27 protein-coding genes are annotated in these 24,276 nt (G+C 63.8%); 12 read left to right on the top strand and 15 right to left on the bottom strand.

The features are described from left to right. Window positions 1-89: 89 nt before the first annotated feature. The 6 genes from HDG34_RS03680 to HDG34_RS03655 all read left to right on the top strand — a co-directional run bounded on the left by HDG34_RS03680 (window position 90) and on the right by HDG34_RS03655 (window position 3,828). Window positions 90-572 carry a DUF2778 domain-containing protein gene (locus HDG34_RS03680; protein WP_184057798.1) on the top strand — a complete coding sequence of 161 codons (483 nt, stop codon included), beginning with the start codon at window positions 90-92 and terminating at the stop codon, window positions 570-572. Then, window positions 569-847, top strand: coding sequence for a hypothetical protein (locus HDG34_RS03675; RefSeq protein WP_184057796.1), 279 nt, complete (start codon window positions 569-571; stop codon window positions 845-847). The genes HDG34_RS03680 and HDG34_RS03675 overlap by 4 nt, the downstream gene beginning before the upstream one ends. After that, complete coding sequence (locus HDG34_RS03670) at window positions 837-1,307, top strand: type VI secretion system tube protein Hcp (protein ID WP_184057793.1); 471 nt, start codon at window positions 837-839, stop codon at window positions 1,305-1,307. The genes HDG34_RS03675 and HDG34_RS03670 overlap by 11 nt, the downstream gene beginning before the upstream one ends. Before the next feature lie 179 nt (window positions 1,308-1,486). Further along, window positions 1,487-2,785: a TAXI family TRAP transporter solute-binding subunit gene (locus HDG34_RS03665; protein ID WP_184057792.1), complete on the top strand. Its 1,299-nt coding sequence runs from the start codon at window positions 1,487-1,489 to the stop codon at window positions 2,783-2,785. A gap of 235 nt (window positions 2,786-3,020) precedes the next feature. Further along, entirely contained in the window at window positions 3,021-3,224 is a 204-nt protein-coding gene (locus tag HDG34_RS03660) for a DUF3562 domain-containing protein (RefSeq protein WP_184030727.1), read from the top strand. A 142-nt stretch (window positions 3,225-3,366) separates the two neighbouring features. Then, entirely contained in the window at window positions 3,367-3,828 is a 462-nt protein-coding gene (locus HDG34_RS03655; RefSeq protein ID WP_184057790.1) for a GNAT family N-acetyltransferase, read from the top strand. A gap of 98 nt (window positions 3,829-3,926) precedes the next feature. Here the strand turns inward: HDG34_RS03655 and HDG34_RS03650 are convergent, their stop codons facing one another. The 14 genes from HDG34_RS03650 to HDG34_RS03585 are packed head-to-tail and all read right to left on the bottom strand — an operon-like array spanning window position 3,927 to window position 17,331. After that, complete coding sequence (locus tag HDG34_RS03650) at window positions 3,927-5,330, bottom strand: MFS transporter (protein ID WP_184057788.1); 1,404 nt, start codon at window positions 5,328-5,330, stop codon at window positions 3,927-3,929. A 25-nt stretch (window positions 5,331-5,355) separates the two neighbouring features. Continuing rightward, window positions 5,356-6,621, bottom strand: a complete 1,266-nt coding sequence (locus HDG34_RS03645) for an NAD(P)/FAD-dependent oxidoreductase (RefSeq protein ID WP_184057786.1) — start codon at window positions 6,619-6,621, stop codon at window positions 5,356-5,358. Beyond that, complete coding sequence (locus tag HDG34_RS03640; RefSeq protein WP_184057784.1) at window positions 6,614-7,579, bottom strand: VOC family protein; 966 nt, start codon at window positions 7,577-7,579, stop codon at window positions 6,614-6,616. The genes HDG34_RS03645 and HDG34_RS03640 overlap by 8 nt, the downstream gene beginning before the upstream one ends. Window positions 7,580-7,600: 21 nt before the next feature. Beyond that, the gene (locus HDG34_RS03635) at window positions 7,601-9,091 is read right to left on the bottom strand and encodes an aldehyde dehydrogenase (protein WP_184057782.1); all 1,491 of its coding nucleotides are present in this window, start codon (window positions 9,089-9,091) and stop codon (window positions 7,601-7,603) included. A gap of 42 nt (window positions 9,092-9,133) precedes the next feature. Beyond that, window positions 9,134-9,964, bottom strand: a complete 831-nt coding sequence (locus HDG34_RS03630; RefSeq protein WP_184057780.1) for an aspartate dehydrogenase — start codon at window positions 9,962-9,964, stop codon at window positions 9,134-9,136. Further along, a complete protein-coding gene (locus HDG34_RS03625; protein ID WP_184057778.1) occupies window positions 9,957-11,615 on the bottom strand; it encodes a thiamine pyrophosphate-binding protein in 1,659 nt (552 codons plus the stop codon). Before HDG34_RS03625 ends, HDG34_RS03630 begins: the two co-directional genes overlap by 8 nt. Further along, window positions 11,608-12,417: an SDR family oxidoreductase gene (locus HDG34_RS03620; RefSeq protein ID WP_184057776.1), complete on the bottom strand. Its 810-nt coding sequence runs from the start codon at window positions 12,415-12,417 to the stop codon at window positions 11,608-11,610. Before HDG34_RS03620 ends, HDG34_RS03625 begins: the two co-directional genes overlap by 8 nt. Beyond that, window positions 12,417-13,301, bottom strand: coding sequence for an IclR family transcriptional regulator (locus HDG34_RS03615; RefSeq protein WP_184057774.1), 885 nt, complete (start codon window positions 13,299-13,301; stop codon window positions 12,417-12,419). The genes HDG34_RS03620 and HDG34_RS03615 overlap by 1 nt, the downstream gene beginning before the upstream one ends. After that, window positions 13,298-14,203 (bottom strand): alpha/beta fold hydrolase, encoded by a 906-nt coding sequence (locus tag HDG34_RS03610; RefSeq protein WP_184057773.1) that lies wholly within the window; start codon window positions 14,201-14,203, stop codon window positions 13,298-13,300. The genes HDG34_RS03615 and HDG34_RS03610 overlap by 4 nt, the downstream gene beginning before the upstream one ends. A 49-nt stretch (window positions 14,204-14,252) precedes the next feature. Then, window positions 14,253-14,783 carry a cupin domain-containing protein gene (locus tag HDG34_RS03605; protein WP_184057770.1) on the bottom strand — a complete coding sequence of 177 codons (531 nt, stop codon included), beginning with the start codon at window positions 14,781-14,783 and terminating at the stop codon, window positions 14,253-14,255. Between the two features lie 26 nt (window positions 14,784-14,809). Next, complete coding sequence (locus HDG34_RS03600; RefSeq protein WP_184057768.1) at window positions 14,810-15,577, bottom strand: SDR family oxidoreductase; 768 nt, start codon at window positions 15,575-15,577, stop codon at window positions 14,810-14,812. Then, a complete protein-coding gene (locus HDG34_RS03595) occupies window positions 15,570-16,655 on the bottom strand; it encodes an aromatic ring-hydroxylating dioxygenase subunit alpha (RefSeq protein ID WP_184057766.1) in 1,086 nt (361 codons plus the stop codon). Before HDG34_RS03595 ends, HDG34_RS03600 begins: the two co-directional genes overlap by 8 nt. Window positions 16,656-16,703: 48 nt before the next feature. After that, the gene (locus HDG34_RS03590) at window positions 16,704-17,015 is read right to left on the bottom strand and encodes a recombinase-like helix-turn-helix domain-containing protein (protein WP_184057764.1); all 312 of its coding nucleotides are present in this window, start codon (window positions 17,013-17,015) and stop codon (window positions 16,704-16,706) included. A 1-nt stretch (window position 17,016) separates the two neighbouring features. Beyond that, on the bottom strand, window positions 17,017-17,331 hold the full coding sequence (locus HDG34_RS03585; RefSeq protein ID WP_090808057.1) for a non-heme iron oxygenase ferredoxin subunit: 315 nt from the start codon (window positions 17,329-17,331) through the stop codon (window positions 17,017-17,019). A gap of 443 nt (window positions 17,332-17,774) precedes the next feature. Between HDG34_RS03585 and HDG34_RS03580 the strand changes: the two genes are divergently transcribed. Continuing rightward, window positions 17,775-18,848 carry a porin gene (locus tag HDG34_RS03580; protein WP_184057762.1) on the top strand — a complete coding sequence of 358 codons (1,074 nt, stop codon included), beginning with the start codon at window positions 17,775-17,777 and terminating at the stop codon, window positions 18,846-18,848. Window positions 18,849-18,955: 107 nt separating this feature from the next. On the opposite strand, the gene HDG34_RS03575 is transcribed toward HDG34_RS03580, so the two are convergent. Further along, the gene (locus HDG34_RS03575) at window positions 18,956-19,930 is read right to left on the bottom strand and encodes an IclR family transcriptional regulator (RefSeq protein WP_184057760.1); all 975 of its coding nucleotides are present in this window, start codon (window positions 19,928-19,930) and stop codon (window positions 18,956-18,958) included. A 160-nt stretch (window positions 19,931-20,090) separates the two neighbouring features. Between HDG34_RS03575 and HDG34_RS03570 the strand changes: the two genes are divergently transcribed. The 5 genes from HDG34_RS03570 (at window position 20,091) to HDG34_RS03550 (ending at window position 24,102) form a co-directional block, all read left to right on the top strand. After that, window positions 20,091-20,387, top strand: a complete 297-nt coding sequence (locus HDG34_RS03570) for a hypothetical protein (RefSeq protein ID WP_184057758.1) — start codon at window positions 20,091-20,093, stop codon at window positions 20,385-20,387. A gap of 101 nt (window positions 20,388-20,488) precedes the next feature. Beyond that, on the top strand, window positions 20,489-22,201 hold the full coding sequence (locus tag HDG34_RS03565) for an acid phosphatase (protein WP_184057756.1): 1,713 nt from the start codon (window positions 20,489-20,491) through the stop codon (window positions 22,199-22,201). A gap of 217 nt (window positions 22,202-22,418) precedes the next feature. Continuing rightward, on the top strand, window positions 22,419-22,778 hold the full coding sequence (locus HDG34_RS03560; protein WP_129956126.1) for a DUF3564 domain-containing protein: 360 nt from the start codon (window positions 22,419-22,421) through the stop codon (window positions 22,776-22,778). Window positions 22,779-23,099: 321 nt separating this feature from the next. After that, window positions 23,100-23,849: a DNA/RNA non-specific endonuclease gene (locus HDG34_RS03555; protein ID WP_184057754.1), complete on the top strand. Its 750-nt coding sequence runs from the start codon at window positions 23,100-23,102 to the stop codon at window positions 23,847-23,849. After that, window positions 23,842-24,102 (top strand): hypothetical protein, encoded by a 261-nt coding sequence (locus HDG34_RS03550; protein WP_184057752.1) that lies wholly within the window; start codon window positions 23,842-23,844, stop codon window positions 24,100-24,102. Before HDG34_RS03555 ends, HDG34_RS03550 begins: the two co-directional genes overlap by 8 nt. The last annotated feature ends 174 nt before the right edge of the window (window positions 24,103-24,276 follow it).

Here is a 24,276-nt window from a genome sequence, read left to right as displayed (position 1 = left end):
GCTGACGGTGTCACGAACGTTACCTTGAGCCACCCGTCTTCTCGCTTCCGTGGCCACCACGGAGTGAACGCCTTTTCGATATGTAAACCATGCCCGCAGAGTGCTATTTCACGCTTAACCGTCGACTCATCTCTGTATTGACCTGCAAAGGCTTTGGCAACATGTCTGCTTTTTCGGGCAAACCAGCCCATGTCAACAACCCCGCAGATACAGCGGTCGCCGAAAGCGGTCCGCTTCCGCAAGGCCTGTACTACATCGTAGACCGACAGAGTGGCGGTCATCTGGGATGGCTGTATGACCTTGTCAAGGACGCATGGTCCGATGTCGATCATTCGACCTGGTTCGCGCTTTATCGAAACGACGGCGTGATTGACGATTGGACATTTATCAATGGCGTGAAGCGAGGCAACTTCCGCCTGCATCCGACTGGTCGCTGGGGAGAAAGTGAGGGATGCATCACGGTCACGGACCAGTCCCAGTTCGATCGCTTACGCTCGTTCTTGCTGTCGCACCCAACCCGGAAGATACCCGGCACCACACTGCAGTACTACGGTACGGTACTTGTGCAATGAAAACTGCCCTGCGGATTTTTACGGCCTTCGTGCTGACTGTCCCAGTCTGCATTGCGTTGTCGACGATCGACCCGCTTGCGCGCTGGGTGGGCAGCGAATCCACGTTAGAAATGCTTCGCCCCCTCTTCAAGCTCGTTGGCGCCGTCGGTGTGGAGGGCGAAGAGGACGTGGTGGTTACGCTGCTGCTCGCAGTCAGTTTCCTACTATGCTGGGGGCTCTCGTGGGGCGGGTCCGTGCTTTTTGTTAGAAAGAGGTGTCGCCTTGATGTCAAATGACGTTTTCATAAAAATCGACGGGATTACGGGCGAGTCGCAGGACGCGACACACCCGGACGAAATCGAGGTGATCAACTGGACATGGAAGATGGCACAGCGGCTCTCCATGATGTCCGGACCAGGAAGCGGCGTCAGCAAAGCCTCGGTCGACGACCTCGTGTTCTTCCACAACGTGGACCGGGCGAGTCCGAGCCTGATGTCCTATTGCCTGACCGGCACCCACGTTTCGAAAGCGGTTCTTACCATGCGCAGGGCGGGTGGCAGCCCCCTCGATTTCCTCAGGCTCACAATGAACGATGTATTCATCACGGGCGTAGAGATGACCGCACAACACGAACAGGTTCGCCTCTCTTTTGCCAGGGTCAAGCAGGAATACATCGTTCAAAATGCCCAAGGCGGCAGCAACGGCGTAGTTACCGGAATCTTCGACATCAGGGCCAACCGACCTGTGCCCCGATGACAGTGTCAGCCAGACCTTTTCAATGCACATCACTGACTATCCAATAAAACCCCCTGATATCGTAAAGTTGAGGAAATAGAGACCGCCTCCATCCCATTAGTCACCAAGGCCGGACCTGACCAAACCGGGTAACGATGCCGAGACCAGACCCCGCGCTGTACCGCAGCCCGAGAACCCCGATGACGCGGCGGCGCCGGCGTCTTCTGATCGTCGGCGCGATCGTGCTCATCGCCGCATTCGGCTGGATGCTCGCGCTCGTGCTCGAGCCCGCGTTCCAGCGCACGATCGTCATCACCACCGGTGCGGACGGCGGCATCTATCGCGGCTTCGCCGATCGCTACGCGCCGCTGCTCAAGCGCGAAGGCGTCAAGCTCGACATCCGTAGCTCGTCAGGCTCGGTCGAAAACTACCAGCGGCTCGCGGACCCGAACAGCGCCTATCAGGTCGGCTTCATCCAGTCGGGCACGACCAGTCCGAATGACACCGACAATCTGGAAACCATCGCCGCCGTGTCGTACGAGCCGATCTGGGTGTTCTATCGCGGCGATGCGACGATCGACCGGCTGTCGCAACTGCGCGGCAAGCGCATTTCGATGGGCGTGCCAGGCAGCGGGTTGCTCAACGTCTCGCAGGTGCTGCTCGGCTATAGCGGCGTCACGAGTCAGAACTCGACGCTGCTGCAGATGGACGCGAACGCCGCATACCAGGGGCTCGAAAGCGGTCAGGTCGACGCGGCGTTCTTCATTGGCCGGCCCGACGCCGACATGCAGCACACGCTGCTCACCAGCAACCTGAAGCTGATGAGCTTCGCGCAGGCCGATGCACTGGCGCAAAAATTCCCGTCGCTGTCGAAGATCATCTTGCCGCGTGCCTCGACGAGCGTCGCCGACGATCTGCCGCGCCGCGACGTCACGCTGCTCGCGGCGACGGCGCTGCTCGTGTCGAAGGACACGCTGCATCCGGCGCTCGTCTATCTGCTGCTCGACGCGGCGCGCACGGTGCACGGCGGCGAGGACTACTTCACGCCGCTCGGCACGTTCCCCAACCTGAACACCGAAGAATTCCCGATCTCCGACGAAAGCGTGCGGTACTTCAAATCGGGCCGGCCGTTTCTGTATCGCTACCTGCCGTTCTGGCTCGCGAGTCTGATCGAACGGCGGCTGCTGATTCTGGTGCCGTTCCTCGCGCTGCTGATCGGCCTCGCGCAGGCGCTGCCGCGCATGCTCGAAGCGCGTATGAAGAAACGCCTGATCGTGTGGTACCGCGCGATCAAGGCGCTCGAGGACGAAGTGTGGAAGAACGCCGAGCCGTCTCGCGCGCAGATCGCGCAATGGAGTGAGGAGATTGAAAGCATCGACGCGAACGCTAGTCAGATCCGAATTCCGTACCGCTACTTTCAGGACGTTTACGCGCTGAAGCAGGCGATCGGCGTCGTGCGCGACCGGATCGCGCATGTAGCGCAGAAAGTGCAGAGGTAGAGACGGCGGTCGCTTAGCCCTGTGCGTTTGCCGGGTATTCACCACCGCGCAGCCGGTTGATTTTCCGCACGGCCTCACCGCGTGGGTGCTTGCCGCAGCGCAAGAAAAAAATCTCTGTGAAATCAGTCGAACGATAGGTCGATTCAATTGGCGCGCTCGCGATTCGCATCCTGTAATGGACTCCTGCCGTCCGCGTACCGTCCATCCAGCCTGCCGTCCTACCCGGAGAGAGACCATGTCCCAGCCTGAGCCGAATGTAGACGAAGTGGTCCGAAGCATCGCCGAGGAAACCGACACGCCGGCAGAAACGGTGTCGCGCATGTACGCCGATACGCTCGCCGAATTCCGGAACGAGGCGCGCGTGTTCGACTACGTGCCGCTGTTCGCCGCGAAGAAGGTCCGCAACGAGCTGCGTCACAAGCAACATCGCGAGCACTGACTCGCGGCATGCGGTGATGCATCGGCTCATCGCGCTGTCGCACGCGTCGTGGCTCCAGATTTTGCGAGCATGGTGGAGCTAACAATCGCGTCGCAAATTTTTTATGCTGGCGGTTCCACAGCTTTCCGAAGGAACCGTCCACATGTCCGCCCCGCTGCAGATTCGCGCCGTCACCCGTGACGATTTCGATGCATGGCTCCCGCTATGGGACGCCTACAACGCGTTTTATGGCCGCTCGGGCGAGACCGCGTTGCCGCGCGAGATCACGCAAATCACGTGGAATCGCTTTTTCGATGGCTACGAGCCGATGTATGCATTCGTCGCGGAACGCGCCGGGCAATTGCAGGGCATCGTGCATTTTCTCTATCACCGTCATACGACGATGGCGGGGCCGATCTGCTATCTGCAGGACCTGTACACGCTCGATAGCGAGCGCGGCAAGGGTGTCGGCCGAGCGCTGATCGAGGCCGTCTATGCGCGCGCAAAAGCCGACGGTGCGCAACGCGTCTACTGGCAGACGCATGAGACGAATCACACCGCGATGCAGCTCTATGACAAGGTCGCGGATAAGGGCGGCTTCGTGGTTTATCGCAAAGCGCTCTAACGCACAGCGCTTCATCAGAGAGGCCTATCAACGGCGAAAGGCGCACCACCCGGTGCGCCTTTCGTTTTACTGCTCAAGCGGTCATCACGCAGTCCCGGTCAAGCCTCGAGCTGCTCCAGCACCTTGCCCTTGGTTTCGATACCGAGGAAGTGCACCGCGACCGCCGCGATGAACGGCACGGCGGCGAGGATATAGAACGCCACTTCCAGGTTGCCGCCGATCATCGTCTTCGACACGATCGCCGGCGCGAAGATCGCCGCCACTTTCAGCCACGCGCCGCCGACACCGCAGCCCATCGCGCGGATACTGGTCGGGTACAGCTCCGGCGTGTACACATAGGCCGTGATGAAGCCGCTGGCGAGAAAGCCGAGCGCGAGCGCGCAGCAGGTTGCGACCACATACACCGACGAGCCGTGAAACACGCCCGCCATGGCCAGCGACAACGCGCACAGCACGAACGAGATGCTGATGATCGGCTTGCGTCCCACCTTGTCGACCAGCAACGCGCAGGCCAGCGATCCGAGCACGCCGAGCACCGACGCCGCGACCGCCAGGTTCAGCGCGAGTTGCAGCGGCGCGTGATAGATCGTGCGGTAGATTGTCGGCAGCCAGGTCGACAGACCATACTGGATGAAGCCGCAGGTGACCCACAGCATCGCCACGGCGAGCGTGCGCTTCAGATAGGCCGGGCCGAACAGGTCCGCGACGCGGCGCTTCGGATGGCGATTGATCATCTCGTCGAACTCCGACGCCTGCGCGACCGGCGGCAGCGGCACCTTGGCGGTACGTTCGAACGCGAGCACGGCGGAATCGGCTTCGGCCATCCGGTCGCGCACGGCGAGCCAGCGCGGCGATTCCGGCACGAGCTTGCGCAGCACGAAGAACAGGATCAACGGCATGCCGCCGATGAAGTACATCGCCTGCCAGCCGAAGCGCGGCACGATCCAGGCACCGAGCGCGCTCGACGCGAGCAGCCCGATCGGGAACACGATTTCGTACAGCAGAACGAAGCGTCCGCGGCCGTGCGCGCGGCTGATCTCGTTGATATAGGTCGCAGCCACCGGCAACTCACCGCCGAGGCCCAGGCCCTGGACGATACGCAGCGCGACGAACACCGCGAAGGTCGGCGCAAAGCCGCACGCGATACTGGTGATGCCGATAATGCCCGAGCTCAGCGCGATCGCCTTCACGCGTCCGCCGCGTTCCGCGTACCACGGAAACAGGAACGCGCCGATCAGTTGTCCCACGGAGCCCGAGCCAAGCAGGAAGCCGACGTCCCACGGCGTCAGATTCCATTTCGCGATCAGCAAGGGCAGCGTCGCCGCGATCGCGATGACGTCGAAGCCGTCGAAGAACGTCGCGAGACCGATCAGTATGCGCGCACGCACCTGCATCCGGTTCCTCGGCAAGCGCTCCAGACGCGCGATGATCGATCCTTGCGTCACAGCGCCTGAAACACCGGCGCTGCTGCGGTCTCCTGTTGTGTTTTCGATGGTTCTCATGCCGAGGTGCCGTCCGTAGAAATGATTAGGCAAGCGCCGTGGAGGCGTCAGTCAGGGTGACAAGGTCGATGGTCCGGCCCTGGTTCATCCACTTGCGCGAAAGCTTCAGCTCACGCGGGGTGTTGATCGCGATCACGCCACGAATCGTGTTGTCTTCCAGATAGAACAGCGTTGCGCGTTTGCCGGGCAAATCACCGCGCACCGCGAGTTCCGCGTTGGCCGGAATGTCGCCGAGAATCTGCAGGTTCACGTCGTACTGATCGGACCAGAACCACGGAATATCCGCGTACGGCTCGAACGTGCCGAGCAAGGCCTTCGCCGTGGAGATCGCCTGGTTCTGCGCGTTGGCCCACGATTCGAGCCGCACGCGGCGCTTCAGCCACGCGCTCGGATGATTCGCGACGTCGCCGCACGCGAAGATGCGCGGGTCGTCGGTGGCGCCGAAGTGATCGACGACGATGCCATCCTCGACCTTCACGCCCGCCGCTTGTGCAATCGCCGTATGCGGTGCGAGACCGATGCCGGCCACCGCGAAATCGGCGTCGAGCGTCGAGCCGTCCTTAAATGTCGCGCGCAGCCGGTTCGCGTCGTTCGGATGATCTTCGAGCTTGACCAACGCCGCGTTCAGACGCACGTCCACGCCGTTCGCGCGATGCAGCTCCAGCAGGAAATCGGACACCAGCGGCGGCAGCGAGCGCACGCACAGACGCGGCGCGCCTTCCACCACGCACGCCTCGACGCCTAGCTTGCGCGCGGTCGCCGCGACTTCGAGACCGATCCAGCCGCCGCCGATCACGAGCACGCGCTTGCTTGAGCGCAGCCGTTCGCCGAGCGCGACCGCTTCGTCGAGCGTGCGCAGATAGGCGATATGCGAGGTCTTCACGAGCGCGTCGGGCAGACGGCGAGCCGCGCCGCCGGTCGAGATCACGAGGCGGTCGTACCGCACTTCGCGGCCCGACTTCGTGCGTACGATGCGCTGCTCGCGATCGATCGACGTCGCGCGATCCGGTTGCCATGCCTCGACGTTCAAGGCGTCGAAATCGTCGGGCTTCACGAGCCGCACCGTGTCGATGTCCGCGTCGCCGGCCAGCACGGCCTTCGACAGCGGCGGACGCTCGTACGGCAGATGCACTTCGTCGGCGATCATCACGAGGCGGCCGTCGAAGCCTTCCCGGCGCAATGTCTTCACGACCCAGCCGGCCGCCTGGCCGCCGCCGATCACGACGATCGTGCGCGGCGCCTCGAGCCCCGCATGCGCGGTCTGGGCCTTTTCGGCGGCAACGTCAGTCATTCTTGCGCTCCGTCATGAACTTGCCTTCCGGCGCCTTCGCGTCTTTCTGGCGCCGCGTGTTGCCGTCGATGCCGCCGTCGATCGCCCATTCGGCGAACACGGTCGGGCCCGGCTCGAAATCGCGTGGCTGCCAATCGGGCGTCAGTTGATCTTCGTCGGCGTAGTACTCGATCAGGCCGCCGGCCGGATTCTTGAAGTACCAGAAGTACGCCGACGACACCGGATGACGTCCCGGGCCGAGTTGCGTTTCCCAACCGCAGCGGCTGATGTGCATGCCGCCGCCGAACACTTCGTGGATGTCGCGCACGGTGAACGCGACGTGGTTCAGGCCGCGTTTGCCGTTCGGCAGGGCCAGCAGGAACAGGTCGTGATGGCCGCCGTGCGGCGCGCAGCGCATGAACGCGCCGCGGCCCGGATAACGGTCCGAGGTCTCGAAGCCGAGCAGCTCGTGATAAAACTTTTCCTGCTCGGCGAGCCTGTTCGTGAAGAACACGACGTGGCCCACTTCGACCGGCTCCGCGCGCTCATAGACCGGCGACGGCTGATCGACGCGCAGCGTCTGGCCCCACACGTTCGACGGCGAACCGTGCACGTCGACCGCCCACTTACGCGTGACTTCGACGCGCACCGCCAGGCCGTTCGGGTCGATGCAGCCAACCGCCTCGTCGTTTTCGAAGTGGCCCGGCTGGCCGGCGAAGCGGCCACGCAGCGCGTCGAGCTCCGCCTTCGTCGCGACGCCCCACGTCACTTCGCGCAAGGTCGGGCCTTCTTCGAACGCGGGCGGCAGCGACGCATCGTTCGCCTCGACGACGAGCACCGTGCAGCCGTTCAGCGTTTCGAAGCGCGCGTGGGTTTCGTCGTGGGCGGTCTCTTTCATGCCCCAGTCCGCGAAAAATTGCCGACAGGTGGCGAGATCCGTCACGCCGTAAATAATCTGTTCAATGCCGAGAATCGTCATAACGTGCCTCTTCGTCCCGCTTCAGTTCGCCCACGCCAACGGCGCGTCGTTCAAGCCCCAGTAGAGGCTCTTCTGTTGCATGTATTCGCGAATGCCGACACGGCCTTTTTCGCGTCCCATGCCGCTCTCCTTCCAGCCGCTGAACGGCGTCGAGATCGAGAACAGCTTGTAGGTGTTGATCCAGATGGTGCCGGCTTCGAGCCCGCGCGCGATCCGGTAGGCACGCTTGTAGTCGCGCGTCCAGATGCCGGCGGCGAGGCCGAACACGCTGTCGTTCGCTTCCTTCAGCAGCGACGCTTCGTCGTCGAACGGCATCGCGACGAGCACCGGGCCGAAGATTTCTTCCTGGCAGATGCGCGCGTCGTTGGTCAGGCCTTCGAGAATGGTCGGCTGGAAGTAGGTGCCGGCTTCACGGTTATCGCCGACCGGACGTTCGCCGCCGCACAGCAGACACCCACCCTCTTCTAGACCGAGCGCGACATAGCGTTCGATCGTCTCGCGATGCGCCTGCGTGATCAGCGGACCCATCTGCGTGTTCTCGCGCGACGGATCGCCGACGCGCAGCTTGCGCGCGCCTTCGACCAGACGCTGCATGAACGTGTCGTAGATCGAGCGCTGCACGAACAGGCGCGAACCCGCGATGCACGCTTCGCCCGACGAGCTGAAAATGCCGTACAGCACGCCGTTCACCGCATGATCGAGATCGGCGTCGTCGAACACGATGGTCGGCGACTTGCCGCCGAGTTCGAGCGACACCGGCATCAGCTTGTCCGCCGCGATGCGCGCGATGCCGCGGCCCACTTCGGTGCCGCCCGTAAACGACACCTTCTTCACGAGCGGATGGCGCACCAGCACGTCGCCGATCACCGAGCCCTTGCCCGGCAGCACGCTGACCACACCCTTCGGCACGCCCGCTTCCTCGCAGATGCGCGCGAGCGCGAGCGACACCAGCGGCGTGACTTCGGCGGGCTTCAGCACCACCGCATTGCCGCCCGCGAGCGCCGGCGCGAGCTTCTGCGCGTCGGACGCGATCGGCGAATTCCACGGCGTGATCGCCGCGACCACACCGATCGGCTCGTAGATGCTCATCGTCAGATAGTCGCCGCGTGACGGCGTGACGTCTTCATCGAGCGTTTCGAGGCAGGCCGCGAAATAGCGGAACGTGTTCGCCGCGCTCGCGACCAGCACGCGCGTCTCGCCGATCGGCTTGCCGTTGTCGCGGCGCTGCAGATTCGCGAGCGCTTCGTGGCGCGCCATGATCAGATCGGCGATGCGATACAGGATCAATGCGCGTTGATGCGGCTTCAGACCCGACCAGTTGGACTTGCGCCACGCCGCGTCGGCGGCTTCGATGGCTTCGCGCGCGTCGTCGGCGCTGGCCGTCGAGATTTCCATGTTGACCGACTGATCCGCCGGATACAGGCTTTTGTACGGGTTGCCGCGCCCCTGCCGCCATTCGCCGCCGATGAAAATATCGCCGTTGGGCACGAGGCTGGTATCGAAGTGAGTCATGTCGGTCGTTCCGGTTCTTTCAAGCCAGGGGCTTAACGGGTCTTAGATCACGCAGCGCGCCGCGCGATTGCGCAGTGCGCGGATCGCGCTATAGGCGGTCAGCGCGGACGTCTTCGGGTTGTCCGGCAGCGGCTTGCCGCTCATTTCGAGCGCCATCTCGCCGAACGCGCCCCGCGCGACGATGCGATGCACGTTGCGCGTCACGTTCGGATCGGCGATCAATCGCACTGCCGTGTTGTCGAGGCCGAGGCCCGCGAGCGCGATCGTCGCGGCGACGTTCGCGTTCTTCGGATAGAGCCGCGCGGCTTCGCGCGCGCTGCCCTCGAAAATCACTTTCTCTTCGGCGAGCGTGGCCAGATCGCAAACCGCTTCGGCCGGCGTGCCGAGCCAGCCGACCGGCGGCTTGCGGCCCGTGTACAGCACTTCGTCGAGACCGCCGAAGCGCGCCGCCGAGATCGCGTCGACACCGCCGATCGCGCCCGACAGCAGCGTGACCGTCGCGTCGCCTTGATCGGCCGCGGCCGCGAGCGCATCGAGCAGCCCGACATCGGACAGCGCGCCGATCGACGCGACCGCACAATCGGTGCCCGCCTTCAGCAACGGCACGACGTGAGCGACGAGCGCGCTGTGGCCCGCGCATTCGAGCGCGAACTGCGGCTTCGTGCTCAGCGCCGCCACCGACGACACCACGTCGACGCTCGCGCCCACCACTTCACGCACCGACGCCACATGACTTTCAGGCACGATCACATGCGACACGCGCACCGCCGGATCGGCGGCGACCGAGCGGTACACCGCCTGGCCGATCGCGCCGAAGCCGATCATCGCGATGTCGATGGGCGCGTGATGTCCCGCGTAGCCGGCCTCATGCATGTTGCGGCTCCTCTTTCTTGACCGGCGGGCCCGCGAACGCGGTCGCGAACGATCCGACCGACAGCATGTCCACTTCGACCAGCACCGGCCCCGTCTTCGCCATGCCTTCGCGGATGATCGCGGCGGCGTCGTCGAGCGACTTGATGCGGTAGTGCGTGAGCTTCAGGCTTTCGCAGAACTGCGCGAAATCCGGCTGATGCAGTTGCACGTAGCAGCGGCGGCCGCCGTACTGCGCGTCCTGAATGTTGCGGATCACGCCGTAGCACTGGTCGTTCATCAGCACGATCATCACGTTGGCGTTTTCCTGCACGGCCGTCGCGAGTTCGCCGACGTTGACCATCAGGCCACCGTCGCCGCACAGGGCCACAGTTTTCGCAGCGTTGCCCGCGAGCGCCGCGCCGATACCCATTTGCATACCCTGGCCGATGCCGCCGCCGAGCGCGTGCACGCCAGCGCGCGGCGTGAAGATCTTCAGCAGGCGGTTGCCCCACGTGCTGTTCGAGATCGTGACGTCGCGCACCCAGTTGTAGTCGCGGCCCACGGCTTCCTGCAGCGCGTCGACGAGACGCTTGTAGGGCCCAAGACCCTTGCTGACGTCGGCGACCGCGCTTTCGCGCGCGGCGGCCAGGTCTTGCGCGAACGCCGGATCGATCTTCAGCTTGCCTTCGAGCAGCGTCGCGAGTTCGTCGAGCACCGCGGCGGCGTCGCCGTGGATGAACATGTCGTTGCGATAGCCGCGGTTGTCGGCGAGCGCGTCGGCGTCGATGCGATACAGCGGCTGCGGCAGCGCGAGCTTGTACTTCAGCGTTTCATTGCCACGCAGACGCGAGCCGACCACGACGAGCGCGTCGCAGGTCTTGTAGAAGCTTTCGACTGCCGGGTGCACGTTGAACGCGCCGAGCGTGGCCGGGTGATCTTCGGGCAGCACGCCGCGACCCTGCACGCTGGTCACGACGCCAAAGCCGAGCGCGACCAGACGTTCGACCGCCGCGCGCGCGTGGCGCGTGCCGCCGCCCAGCCACAACAGCGGGCGCTTCGCCTTCGTCAGGTGCTGCGCGAGTTGCGCGACGCGGTCCTTGCAATGCGTGAGCGTACTCACGTGCGGGGCGCCGAGATCGCTCGGCCATTCGACTTCGGCGGCCTGGATGTCGATCGGAATCTCGACGCTGACCGGGCCGCTCGGCGCGGCTTGCGCGACGCGCACGGCTTCGCGGATCGTCGGCAACGCGGTTTCGACCGAGCGCACGCGGAACGCGGCCTTCGAGATCGATTGCAGCATCGACAGCTGATCCGGTGCCTCGTGGATGTACGCGAGGTCCTGATCGAGATAATCGGTTTCGATCTGGCCGGTCACGTGCAGCAGTGCCGTGCCCGCCGTCAGCGCTTCGACCATCGCTCCCGCCGCGTTGCCCGCGGCGGTGCCGGTGCTCGTAAAAGCGACGCCGAGGCCGCCGGAGACGCGGGCGAGGCCGTCAGCCATGTTCACCGCGCCGGCTTCGCCACGCGCGCCGACATAACGGATCTTGCCGCGCGTGTTGATTGCGTCGAGGATCGGCATGTTGTGGATCGAGATCACGCCGAAGGCGGTTTTAACGCCGCATTGCTCGAGAAAGGCGGCGATCAGTTCGCCAACGGTGGTTTTGTTAGACATGTCGTGCAACGCCTCCAGAAACATCGATGTGACTGCCAGTCGTGTACGACGACAGCGGGGTAGCCAGATAAAAGAGCGCCTGTGCGGCTTCTTCGGGACGGCCGAAGCGGCCGAGCGGGATGTTTTTCTTGCGCGCGAGTTCGCCGGTCCAGTCTTCCCAGCTCTGTCCGAGCTCGGCCTGGGTGGCATAACGGCGGCGCCATTGACCCGATTCGACGATGCCGATCAGGATCGAATTGACGCGCACGCGCTGCGGCGCCAGTTCGACCGCGAGCGACTTCGTCAGGCTCAGCAGGCCCGCGCGCGCCGACGACGTCGCCACCATATGCGGCTCCGGCTGTAGCGCGAGCAGCGAGTTCACGTTGACGATCGCCGCGTTGCGGCCGGCGCCGGCCGTGTCGCGCAGCATCGGCAGGAACGCGCGGGTCGGGCGGATCACGCCGAAGTACTTGAGGTCGAGTTCCTCGCGCCAGGCCTCGTCGGTCGTATCGGCGAAGGTCGACACGCGGCCCTGGCCCGCGTTGTTCATCAGCATGTCGGTGCGGCCGAAGCGCTGCTGCACCGCCTGCGCGAACGCGTTGACTTCGTCGGCGTCGAGCACGTCGCAGCGCTGCGCGAGCAGTTGCGCGCCGGAATACTTCTTCGTGAGCGCGGCTTGCGCCTGGGCGAGCCGCTCGCTGTCACGGCCGCAGATCGCGACGGAAGCGCCGGCGCGCAAAAACAGTTCGGCGGTTGCGAGGCCGATGCCGGACGAACCGCCCGTCACCACCGCTACCTGTCCGGTCAAATCGATTTGGATCATCAGAGCCCCAGTGCCTTCATGTACTTGTTGCCGCTATTCGGCCCAGACTTCGGCCGGTAATTGAGCCGCTGCGACAGCTCGTCGGCCGCGCGGCGCACCTTGTCGACGAGACCGCCGTCGAGCAGCGATGCATCGATCTCGCGGCGCGGAATCGTCGTCGTGATCACCGCGACGATGCGGCGCGAGTCGTTACGCACCGGCGCGCTGACCACCGAAATGCCACGCTCGAACGAAGACTCGCTGATCGCGAAGCCGCGCCGCGCGTCGTCGCGAATCCGTTCGTACAGGTCGTCGACCGTGGCCGGCGTCTGCGTCGTGAAGCGCTCGAGTTCCGGCTCCGGATAGAGCTTCTTCAGTTCCTCGAACGTCAGATCGCCCATCAGCACCTGGCCATGGGTCGTCGCATGCGCGGGCAGGCGCGTGCCGACGTTGACCTTCACCGAACTGAAAATCGGCGCATGGCTTTGCGCCTTCGCGACGAACACGACGTCGCGTGCATCGCGAATCACGATGTGGCTCGTGAGGCCGGTCTCGTCGCGCAGCTTTTCGATGATCGGCAGACCGAGATCGGTCAGTTCGAGCGAGCTCAGATATTCGAAACCGAGCCGCAGCACCGCGACGCCGAGGCGATAGTTGCGGTCCTTGTCGGCGCGTTCGAGAAAGCCGAGGAATTCGAGCGTCTGCAGCAGACGGAACACCGTCGTGCGTGGAATGCTCAGGCGCCGCGACAGCTCCGGTGCGCCGAGCACCGGCTCGCGCGGCGAGAACTCCATCAGGATCTTCAAGCCGCGTTCGAGACCGGGCACACGGTAGCCCGAATCGCTGCTCGTTTCGTTGCCGTCGGCGGCGAGGTCGCGGTCGGCGTCAAGAGTGTCGGGCGTCATTGATTGGCTCCGCTTTGGCTCAATGGGCTGTCGCTTGCGCGGCAGAACGTATCGATGATCGTGGTGTACGCGGCGGGTGCTTCGATATAGCCGGCGTGGCCCGCGCGCGGCACGGTCTGCAGGCGGGTCCGCGCGGCCAGAGCGATCTTTTCGCAGGCCTCGGGCGTCGTGATCGTGTCTTCGGCGCCGACCGCGACGTTCACGCGACCGTCGTAGCGCGCGAGGTCGGCCGCGAGATCCGCGTTGGCGAGCAGATGCGTGGCCTGCGCGTAGCCATGCGGCATCACTCGTGACATGTTCCAGCGGACCCATGCGCGTGCGTCGTCGCTCGCGTGGACGGACAGCATGTTTGCGCTGCGCGTGTTGGCGAGACCCTGGGGCCCCAGTTCGTTCAGCATCGCGAGCCGTTGATCGCGTTTGGCGTCGCGCACCTCGGGCGCGGCCGCACCGTAGCCGCCCGCGGGCGACAGCAGCAACAGACCCGCCAGATAGCGGGGATGCGCGGCGGCAAACGCGCCGGCGACGATCGCGCCGAGCGAGTGCCCGACCAGCACGCAGCGTTCGATGCCGAGCGCGTCGAGCCATTCCTTCAGTACGACTGCGTAATCCTGCGCAACTGGCGAAGCTGCCGCGACCGGCGAGGAAGCGCCATACCCCGGCGCGTCCCAGGCCAGCACACGGCGCGTCGCGCCGAGCGCGTCGAACTGCTCCACCCACGAAGCCGCGCCCGAACCGATGCCGTGCAGCAACACGAGCGGCAGCGCGTCGTGGCCAGCGCGATCGACTTCGCGATAGCTGAGCACGCGTTGCACGGCGAGGCTGCCTTGCTGCGCCGGATAGCGTGTGAGACGCGCTTCGAGCGCGGCAAGCTGTTCGGCGTTGACGGACGGGACTGCGGACATGATTTCCTTCGCGGGTGAAGTGGAACGACGTGGACGGCGTGGCAGCGCGTTAGCCGCGCTTGATCTTCGCGAGCGGCGAATCCGGCGGATACGTCGGCGCGATCGGCTTCGGCGAACCGAGCATCACGCACATCAGCGCGTCTTCCTCGCCGATGTTGACTTCCGTGCGGTACACGCCGGGTGGCACCGAGATCAGGTCACGCTCGCCGAGCACCGCTTCCCACGTCTCGCCGTCACGCTCGCAGATCACTTTCATCTTGCCGCGCAGCACGAAAAATATTTCTTCGACATCCGTATGAATATGGCTCGGGCCGATGTTGCCGGCCGGGATCACCATCGTCGAGAACGTGAAGTTGCCTGCGGGCACCGTGTTCATGTCCTTCGCGACGCCGGTACCGCCGGTACCGACATAGCGCATCTGCGCACGGCGATACTTCGGGTCGTAGTCGGCCTGGAACTTCAGCGCGTCCCAGTCGTAGCGACGCGTCTCCAGGCGTGCGACGCGGCTGTCCAGCCATTGCTGGAAGCTTGCGTCCGCGGGTTGGTCCCAGGATTTGCGTTCGTTGTCGGCGTCCGCCATCTCTTTCTCCTTTCGATTCGACAAGATCAATTCATCACGAAGCCGCCGTTGACCGGCAGCAGCTGGCCGGTCACAAAGCGAGCGGCATCGGACAACAGAAACAGCACCGGCCCGGTCACATCGTCGGGCACTTGTGCGCGCGCGAGCGCGCGGCCTTGCAGGTAATACTGATGACGCTCGGCGGGCACGTACGCGGTTGCCTCCACTTCGGTCAAGCCCGGCGCGATCGCGTTGACGGTCACGCCGTACGCGCCGAATTCGCGCGCGAGCGAGCGGGTCATCGAGATCACGGCGCCCTTGCTCGCCACATACGCGAGCAGCTTCGGCGCGCCCCACATCGCCGTGTCCGACGCGATGTTGACGACGGCGCCGCGGCCCGATTCGCGCAGATACGGCAGCGCGGCGGTGCTCATCAGCCAGGTGCCGCGTACGTTGACGTTCATCACGGCGTCCCACGTTTGAACGGACAGCTCGTCCGCGAACTTGCCGCCGGAGTTCGTGATCGCCGCGTTGTTGATCAGCGCGTCGAGACCGCCGAGCTGGGCCGCGCCCTCTTGCGCGAACTGCTTGACGCTGGCCGGATCGGCGAGGTCGAGCGGCAGATAAGTTGCCGCGTGGCCCTGCTCGCGCAGCGATGCCGCGAGCGCGCGGCCTTCGTCGTGCAGCACGTCTCCGAACACGACCTGTGCACCAGCTTCGACGAGCGCACGGACGAACGCCGCGCCGAGACCGCGCGCGCCGCCCGTCACGAGGACGCGCCGGCCCTTGAGCGCTGCGAGTGCGTCGTTATGCATGGCTGTGACCGGCTTCGTTGGCGGCGGGCGTCGCGTTGGCCGCGCGATGCGCTTCGAGCGCGGCGAGATCCTGCTGCGCGCGTTGACGCAGCATGCGGCGCACACGCGTCATGCCGACGTCATGCTGATAGAGGAACTCGTGATCGCGCGCGTTCGGGGCGAGGCTTTCGAGGACGTAGCGGTCCTGCTCGAGCACGTCCCAGTGCAGACCTTCGAGGCGGTTGCGATACAGGAAGCGCCATGCGTCGCGCTGCCAGCCCTGCACCTTGCGGGTGCGCCAGAAGTAAACCTGGCAGTTGTCGCCATCGACCGGAACCGCGAAGCCGATGATGCCGAAGTTGCCGCCCGGTCCGAACTTCTTCTTGTACGGAATCGCGAGACGCATCCACAGCGCGCCGGTGTCACCGAGTTCGACCCAGTCGAAGTTCACGTCGCGCTGGCCGATCTTCTCGAAGATCAGACCGGTTTCGGTCTTGCGCACGCGCATCTCGGCCTGCTTGTCGCCTTCGGCCATCGAGTGCGACGTCGCGTGCAGATAGGCGCCGTGCATCGGGTCCATCACGTTGTCGATCGCGTACTGGTAATTGCACTTCCAGTTCGACATGCACAGGAAACTTGCGTATTCCTCGCCAACGAGTTCGTCAGGCAGCACTAGCGGCGCCGGTTCTTGGTGCGCGTCGTCCCCGAACCACAGGAAGATCGCGCCGGCGTGTTCTTCGGCCGGGTACGACTTCACGCAGGTCTTGCCTTCGAGCGGACAGCTCGACACGGCCGGCACGTTGATGACGGTGCCGCTGCCGTTTACTTCGACGCCGTGATACCAGCACGCGACGCGATCGCCGAGGTTCCAGCCGAGCGACAGACGCGCGCCGCGGTGCGGGCAGCGGTCTTCGAGTGCGTGGACTTTGCCCTCGCTATCGCGCCACAGCACGATCTGGTCGCCGAGACGCGTGACGCCGATCGGCGCGTTGCCGACCTGCCAGCTCGGCGCGACGGGATACCAGTAGTTGCGCAGGCCGCGGTCCAGATACGACTTGACCGGATCAGCCGTGCCTTCAGTTGTAGTGGGGGACGTCATGAGGAGACTCCAGTACGAATGCGATGAAACCTGTTCGGAAAAGCGCGCCTAGTCGGCGAGCTGACGGAATTCGGCGGCCAGGCGCTCGGCGTTCCACTGAGTGCCCTCCGGGGTGCGGAAACCGTCGCGGTTCAAGCCGTCGGCGACCTCCTGCAGTTCCGTCGCGCCGGCTTCGAAAACGCGCTCGAGCGCATCGCCAAAGTCGTTTTCGTACTGGGTCGGCTCGGCCTTGCGGTTCTGCCAGACCATGTTGCTGCTCTCGCCCGGCTTCTCGATCACGCCCTTGCCTGCGACGTTGTTCGGTTGCGGCGCGAGCCACGGCTTCAGGAAGGGATTGAAATTCACGGCTATCTCTCGCATGTCATTCCACCTTGATCTGGATTTCTTCGCCTGCGAGACGTACCGAGTACATCTTCAGGTCGCGGCCGCCCGGCTCTTTCAGGCACTTGCCGGTCGGGATATGGAACACGGCTTCGTGCAGCGGACATTCGACGGTGTCGCCGTCGACGAAGCCCTGCGTCAGCAACGCGTACGCGTGGGGGCAGACGTTTTCCATCGCGTAGATCTCGTCGCCCACCTTGTAGATGCCGATCTCCGTGCCGTCGAGCTTGAACTCGAGCGGGGAGTCTTCGGACAGGTCACCGGCATGTCCGGCACAGCGCCATGGTTCGGTCATTTCTCACGTTCTCCTTGGACCTTTATGTTCCATATAAGGAACAGCAGTTCGTGTATGGTCGATTATAGGAGTCGGTCTACGCCGAGAAAATAAAAAAATGAGCTCTTAGGGGAAAACACCGACTGTCGTTTTTGGCACACATCGGCATGCCATGCCGCGCGCACAGCCCCAATCCACGCGGGCCTTCGTCAAGCATGGCCTAGCCGGAATCCCAGACGGGGGACGATCGGCAACCACGGGTTTGTACCGATCTCAAAATCTATTTTGGATGATCTCAGCTTCACTATACTTTCCATAGGCGATACGTATGTCCATAGGTGGAACGAATAACGTAGGACCGATGTGGTTCTGGCGCAGAAACCAGAACGGAATTAACCCCAGAGAACAGATCAAGGACGGCGCATTCGGCGAGTGTCTACGTCGTTTGATCAGGAGGACCAACGGTGAAGCAAATCATTGCGGCCGGTTTGACGGCAGCTTGCATGACCACGGGCGCGTGGGCGCAGAGCAGCGTGACGCTATATGGCAGCCTCGATGCCGGTGTCGCGTACATCAGCAACGTGGGCGGCAGTTCGAAGTGGATTCAGGAACAGGGCAACATGCAGCCTGACCGTTGGGGCCTGAAGGGCGTCGAAGATCTGGGTAATGGCCTGAAGGCGGTGTTCCAGCTCGAAAACGGCTTCTATACGAACACGGGCGCGATGGCGAAAGCGGGCGTGCTGTTCAACCGTCAGGCTTACGTCGGTCTCGCTTCCGACCGGATCGGTACGCTGAGCTTCGGTCATCAGACGCCGTTCAGCTTCGACGTGCTCGGCCCGTTCAGCACCGGCTACCAGGCGGCGAGCTGGTACGCGTTCCACCCGGGCAACATCGACGCGCTCGCCAACACCGCGGTCGTGCCCTACGACAACTCGGCGAAATTCCGTTCGGCATCGTTCGACGGCTTCACCTTCGGCGCGATGATGGGCCTCGGCAATCAGACCAACTTCGCGATCGGCCGCTCGTATGGCTTTGCGGCGACGTACGCCAACGGCGGCTTCAAGGCAGGCGCAAGCTATTCGAACGAGAACAACCGCACGCCGTCTATCGTGACGACCGGCATCACGACCTTCCAGGGTCAGCCCGCCGCGACCTACACGGCCGACAACCTGCAGAACATGGGCCTGGGCCTGTCGTACCAGTTCGGCAGTGTGCTCGTACACGGCCTGTACACCCGCGTGAAGCTCGAAAGCGCCGGTCACTCGGACACCTATCAGAGCTACGACGCTGGCGCAAACTGGCAGGTCACGCCGTTCAACACGATCGCAGGCGGCGCCGCGACGACGACGCTGGCCGGCCATCGCTGGACGCAGTTCATGATCGGCAACATCTATGCGCTGTCGAAGTCGACGCAGGTGTATATCAACGCGCTGTATCAGCGCGCGGGTTCGAACACCGACGCGGCGTTCTTCACCGCGGGCGTATCGAGCGGCCGTAATCAGGCGATCGTCCTGAGCGGCATCCATCACTCGTTCTGATGATTTGACGACGTGACACGGCGAGTCCGGATGTGCAATGCAGCAGGACTCGCCGACAGATATGAAATAAGTATTGGAAGTAGTAGCACCGTGAAATCAGCGCGCACTCAATGCGCGGCAACCGATCTGCGGCGCGCCTGCATCGCGGTCGGATCGTCCGGCCTCGGGCGATAGCTCAGGCGCTCGGACAACTCCAGCGCCGCCTGGCATACGGCGATGATCAGCGGCTCGCGCTCGGCGGTCTCGCCAATATCCGAACGTGGGATCGTCACCGTCAACGCGGCAGCGATCTTACCGCTCTGGTCACGCACCGGCGCGCTCACCACCGAAATCCCCCGCTCGAACGACGCCTCGCTGACCGCATAGCCAAGCGCCGCGCTCTCGCGCACCCGTCCATACAGTTCTTCGACGGTCGCCGGCGTGCGCTCGGTGAAGCGTTCGAGCTGCGGCTCCGGATACAGCTGGCGCAACTCCTCGAAGCTCAGATCGCCCATCAGCACCTGGCCATGCACCGTTGCATGCGCGGGCAGGCGCGTGCCGACGTGCACCTTGACCGAGCTGTACATCGGCTCGTGCGTCTGCGCCTTCGCGACAAATACGACGTCGCGCTGATCGCGGATCAGCAGATGCGTGCTGAGCCCGGTCGCGTCGCGCAGGCGTTCGAGAATCGGCGTGCCGACGTCGGTCAGCTCGAGCGAACTCAGATACTCGAAGCCGAGCCGCAGCACCGCGACGCTGAGCCGGAAATAGCGGTCCCCGTTGACGCGTTCGAGGAAGCCGAGCGCTTCGAGCGTTTGTAGTAAACGAAACGTGGTGGTGCGCGGGATGCCGATCCGCTTCGATAACTCCGGCGCGCCGAGCACCGGCTCGCGCGCGCTGAATTCGGCGAGGATGCGCAGGCCGCGTTCGAGGCCCGGCACCAGATATGTGGAGCCGCCGGCGCTGTCGTCGTCGGCGGCGGAAGCGGGCATGTCCGCGCTTTGCGCGTGCGACTGCGCCGGTTCGTGTTGTGCCGCGGAGGCTGCCGCCGCACGCGGTTTGGCCTGCCTGCGTCCCACTCCTGTCTGCTCTTCTTTTGCCATCTTGGCTGCCGTCTCTATGCGGTTCATCGGGTTCAATTCAGGATGATAGCGCGAAGCATGCGGCGAATCGGCCATGCGCGGTGCTATGCTTTGATCCGGTCCGGCGGCGCGGTGTATTCCAGCCGCTCGCTCGCGCCGCCCAAGCGTAGGAGGCCACGTCATGTCCAGCGCGGTCCAGATTCAAGTTGCCGACTCGCATCTTTATCCGGGCTGCGCGGTGCGCATCGCGAATCTTCCCGAGCCGGCCTGCGCGTCAAACGTCGCCGAGGCGCGCGTCGAATTCGCGGACGGTTCCGGTGCGCACGCCACCTGCCATCGGCGCGCACATGACGAACTCGAATTGACCGTCGACCGTTATGCGACGCAAAAACGTCATCCGATCGACGCACGGCACTGGCTACTATTGGCCGTCGATGCCACGCATCACAGTTGGCGCGTCAAGCGTCGGCTGCCGTAAAGCCGCGAGGCCTGCCGCCCTCGGCGGACCCGTAACCGGTGTCGCGCGCGCCGCTTCGAGCGGCGCCGATGCGACCGTCACGTTTCCTTCGGAACTCACCGATGACCGACCACGATCCTCACCTGCCGCCGAAACTGGACAACCCCGATTCAATCGATCACACCAACGACGCCCCCGACGATCCCGAACGCCGGCGCGTACTGACCGGTCTCGCGGCGGTCGGCCTCGGCCTTGCGCTGACCGGCTGCAAAACAGGCGAGGGACTCGTGGGCAACGGGCCGCCGCGCAGCGCCGCCGACTTGCGGCTCGACGCTGCGCTGCACGATCAGGTGAAGAACATCGTGGTGATCTACGCGGAGAATCGCAGCTTCGCGAACCTGTACGGCAACTACCCGGGCGTCCAGCATCCGCTCGACGCGGTCACCGCCGAGCAATACGTCCAGCTCGACCGCGATGGCAAGACGCCGCTGCCGCGGCTGCCGGCGATCTGGGGCGGGCTCGTGCCGCAGGCGCAGGAAGTGGACGGCAAGCGCTACATGATCGGCGAAAAGGATCTCGATCATCTGCGCAACCGGCCATTCCGCATCGTCGATGCGCACGGCGCGCCGCTGCCGACCGGCGTGATCACGCGCGACCTCATCCATCGCTTCTATCAGAACCAGATGCAGATCAACGCGGGGCGCAACAACCAGTTCGCCGCGTGGGGCGATTCCGGCGGCCTTGTGATGGGGCACTACCGCAATTCCGCCGACACGCTGCGTCTGTGGAATCTCGCGCAGCAGTACACGCTGTGCGACAACTTCTTCATGGCCGCCTTCGGCGGCTCGTGGCTGAACCATATCTTCCTGATCTCGGCGCAGGCGCCCTACTATCCGGACATCCACAACAGTCCGGCGAAGAAGATGGTGTCGGTCGTGGAAGGCGACGATCCGACCGGCACCCGTTTGAAGCTCGCGCCCAATTCGCCTGCGTCGGCGCTCGACGGTCCGCCGAAGTTCGTCAATGACGGCGCTTTCACCGCCGACGGCTACGCAGTCAACACGATGGCGCCGCCGTATCAGCCGAGCAGCGTGCGTCCGGCCGAAGGCGGCGACCCGGCTTTCGCGGATCCGTCGAACCCGCGGGTGATGCCGCCGCAGAATTACGCGACGATCGGCGACCGGCTGACCGGCAAGGGCATCGACTGGGCGTGGTACAGCGGCGCGTGGCAATTCGCGCTCGATCATCGCGATACGGGGTCGATGCCCGACTTCCAGTACCACCATCAGCCGTTTAACTACTTCGCCAATTACGCGCCGGGCACCGCCGCGCGCCGCCGCTATCTGCGCGACGGCGGCTTGGGTAACGACGCGTCGACCAATCGCCTGATTGCCGACATCGACGCGGGACGTTTGCCGACCGTGACGTTCTATAAACCGCAGGGCGACCTGAACATGCACGCGGGCTATGCGGACGTCGCCTCGGGCGACCGTCACATCGCGACGCTGATCGAGCACATCCAGCGCGGCCCGCAATGGCAGAACACGGTCGTGATCGTCACCGTCGACGAGAACGGCGGTTGGTGGGACCACGTCGCGCCGCCGATCGGCGATCGCTGGGGTCCGGGTTCGCGCGTTCCCGCGCTCGTGATCTCGCCGCTGGCGAAGAAGGCTTATGTCGATCACACGGTGTACGACACGAACTCGATTCTGCGTTTCATTAACCGTGTGCATGGACTCGCGCCACTCGATGGCGTGGTCGCGCGCGACAAGGCATTCGCAAGCAACGGACTCGCGCCGCTCGGCGATCTGACCGCTTCGCTCGATCTCGCTTGAGCGCCTCTCGGCTGCGTTGATTTGTCGCGGCTCGCGGTCTGCATGTGGTCGTTACTGCATGCATATCGCGTGCGCCGCGGCGCAGTAAGGATTCACCGTACCTCGCCACACCTTTTGGCGACTTGATTTTCCATTCGAACATCATGCCTTTGTCTTGCATAAAGCGCCGCGCCGCCTAGACTGATAAGGCGCTTCGCAATTTATGAACGGAACTGATATGCGACTGACCATCCTGATTAACGGTTCCGATCCCACCGTAAGCCATGATTACGCTGTGCTCTGGCTCGATACCGATGAACATCGGTGGTCGAGAGAAGCGCATCAAGGGATCGACCTGCCCCCATGGGGTGAACTGCGCGACGAAAACGGCGTGACCACGTTGTGCGCACCGAGCGCCGACGCGCCGCTTTGTACGTTGCGCGGTCTGCACGTGGATCGCAAGGAGCGAGTGAGCGCCGCGCAAGGCGCCGCTGCATGGACCGCGCTGCAAACACGCAAGGCGACTAGCGGCTTCTGGCGTTTGCAGGCGGTGGATCGTCAAAAAGTGCACGCTGAAAACAGCGTGTTCGGTAATTAAGTTCTGGCGCGATTCGTCGCGCTTCTCTTTTCCGGTCGAAACTTCCGGCTCACTACGCCAGCACTGTTCGTACGCGTAAATCTGTTCGTGCGCAATCGAACATAACGTGCCGCGATATCGCAAAGCCTTAAGACATTCTTAAGATTGCGTGCGTAGATTCGGAAGTCCACGCATTCGGGTCGCTGCAAAGCGGCCCACTTTTTTGTCCGGCGCACGCCGCCTCTGCCGTTTCCAATTCCCTTCCTTCGATTCGCATTGTGCAGTCGCTCGATGCGGGCCACGACGCTATACTTGCGTCCCCGTTCATCGAACCACCGACCCATGAAGAAGTGGCTTGCCTGTCTGTTACTCGCCGTCGCCGCTCATGCGAGCGCGGCGCCTTCCTGCACCGGATTCACGCCGAATGCGCAATGGCCCGTCCTCACCAATCAGAAGATGGCGCCGAAAACGCGCCTGCTTTGTTATAGCGATTTCGCGGTGCTGCATTCGGGTATCACGCACGGTCCGCTGTGGTCTGCCGAGCATCTGACGCGTGAGCACATCGAAGAAGCGAAGGACATGGTGCGCACCAACAAGTTCTTCGAAGACGCGCGTCTGCCCGAAGGCGAAGGCGCGACACTCGCCGACTACAAACGCAGCGGCTTCGATCGCGGTCATATGAGTCCGGCGGGTAATCGGTGGAACGACGAGGCAATGGCGCAATCGTTCTCGCTCGCGAACATCGTGCCGCAAAATCGTCAGAACAACCAACGATTGTGGGCACGCATCGAAACTGCCGTGCGCAAGATCGCGCTCGCCTACGACAACACGTACGTCGTCACCGGGCCGCTGTTCACCGGCCAGCAATTGCAGACGATCGGACCGACGCGCGTGTTCGTGCCCACCCAGTTGTACAAGGTCGTCTACGTGCCGTCGCGTCAACTGGCCTTCGCAGTCGTGGTTGATAATGTAGCGACCAACCGCTACGACATCCGCACGATTCACGAACTCGAAGCGATGTCGGGCATCCGCTTTCCGGGCATTCCGGACAACCTCAAGGACCAGCGGCCAGGAGGACTGAAAGGTGTTTAAGCCCTATTCGAACGATGACGACGTGCTCAACATTCAAGGCGATGCGCTCACGCTCAGCAATGGCACGACGCGTGTCGTGCTGAACGGCACGCTCGAATTGACGCGCGATCAACGCGGACTGAAGGCGGCGCTCGCGCTGAAGGAAGCGCTCGATGCGATCGTCGCGAGCCTGCAGGCGCAGAAGGATTTACCGGCAAAGGTGCAGGACGAGCCGGATGCTAAACCGGGTATCGTGCAGAACCCGTTTCAATAACGGATTCGACGGCGTTGCATTTGCGCAACTTCGCAGACCGTAAGTTTTACTGATTTCGGTCACGCAAACCTTTGCGTGACCGCTAGTTTTCTAATCTCGCGCCAATAGAGCGGATCGCCTCCCCTCTGTCACATAATGTACATAGAGAAACCTTAGCGTGCGAGGTTTCTTCAC

This window comes from Paraburkholderia sp. HC6.4b, from assembly GCF_014200875.1.
GTDB lineage: Bacteria > Pseudomonadota > Gammaproteobacteria > Burkholderiales > Burkholderiaceae > Paraburkholderia > Paraburkholderia tuberum.
Note: the sequence above shows the minus strand (reverse complement) of the source record. Positions and strands in the feature narration are given on the sequence as shown.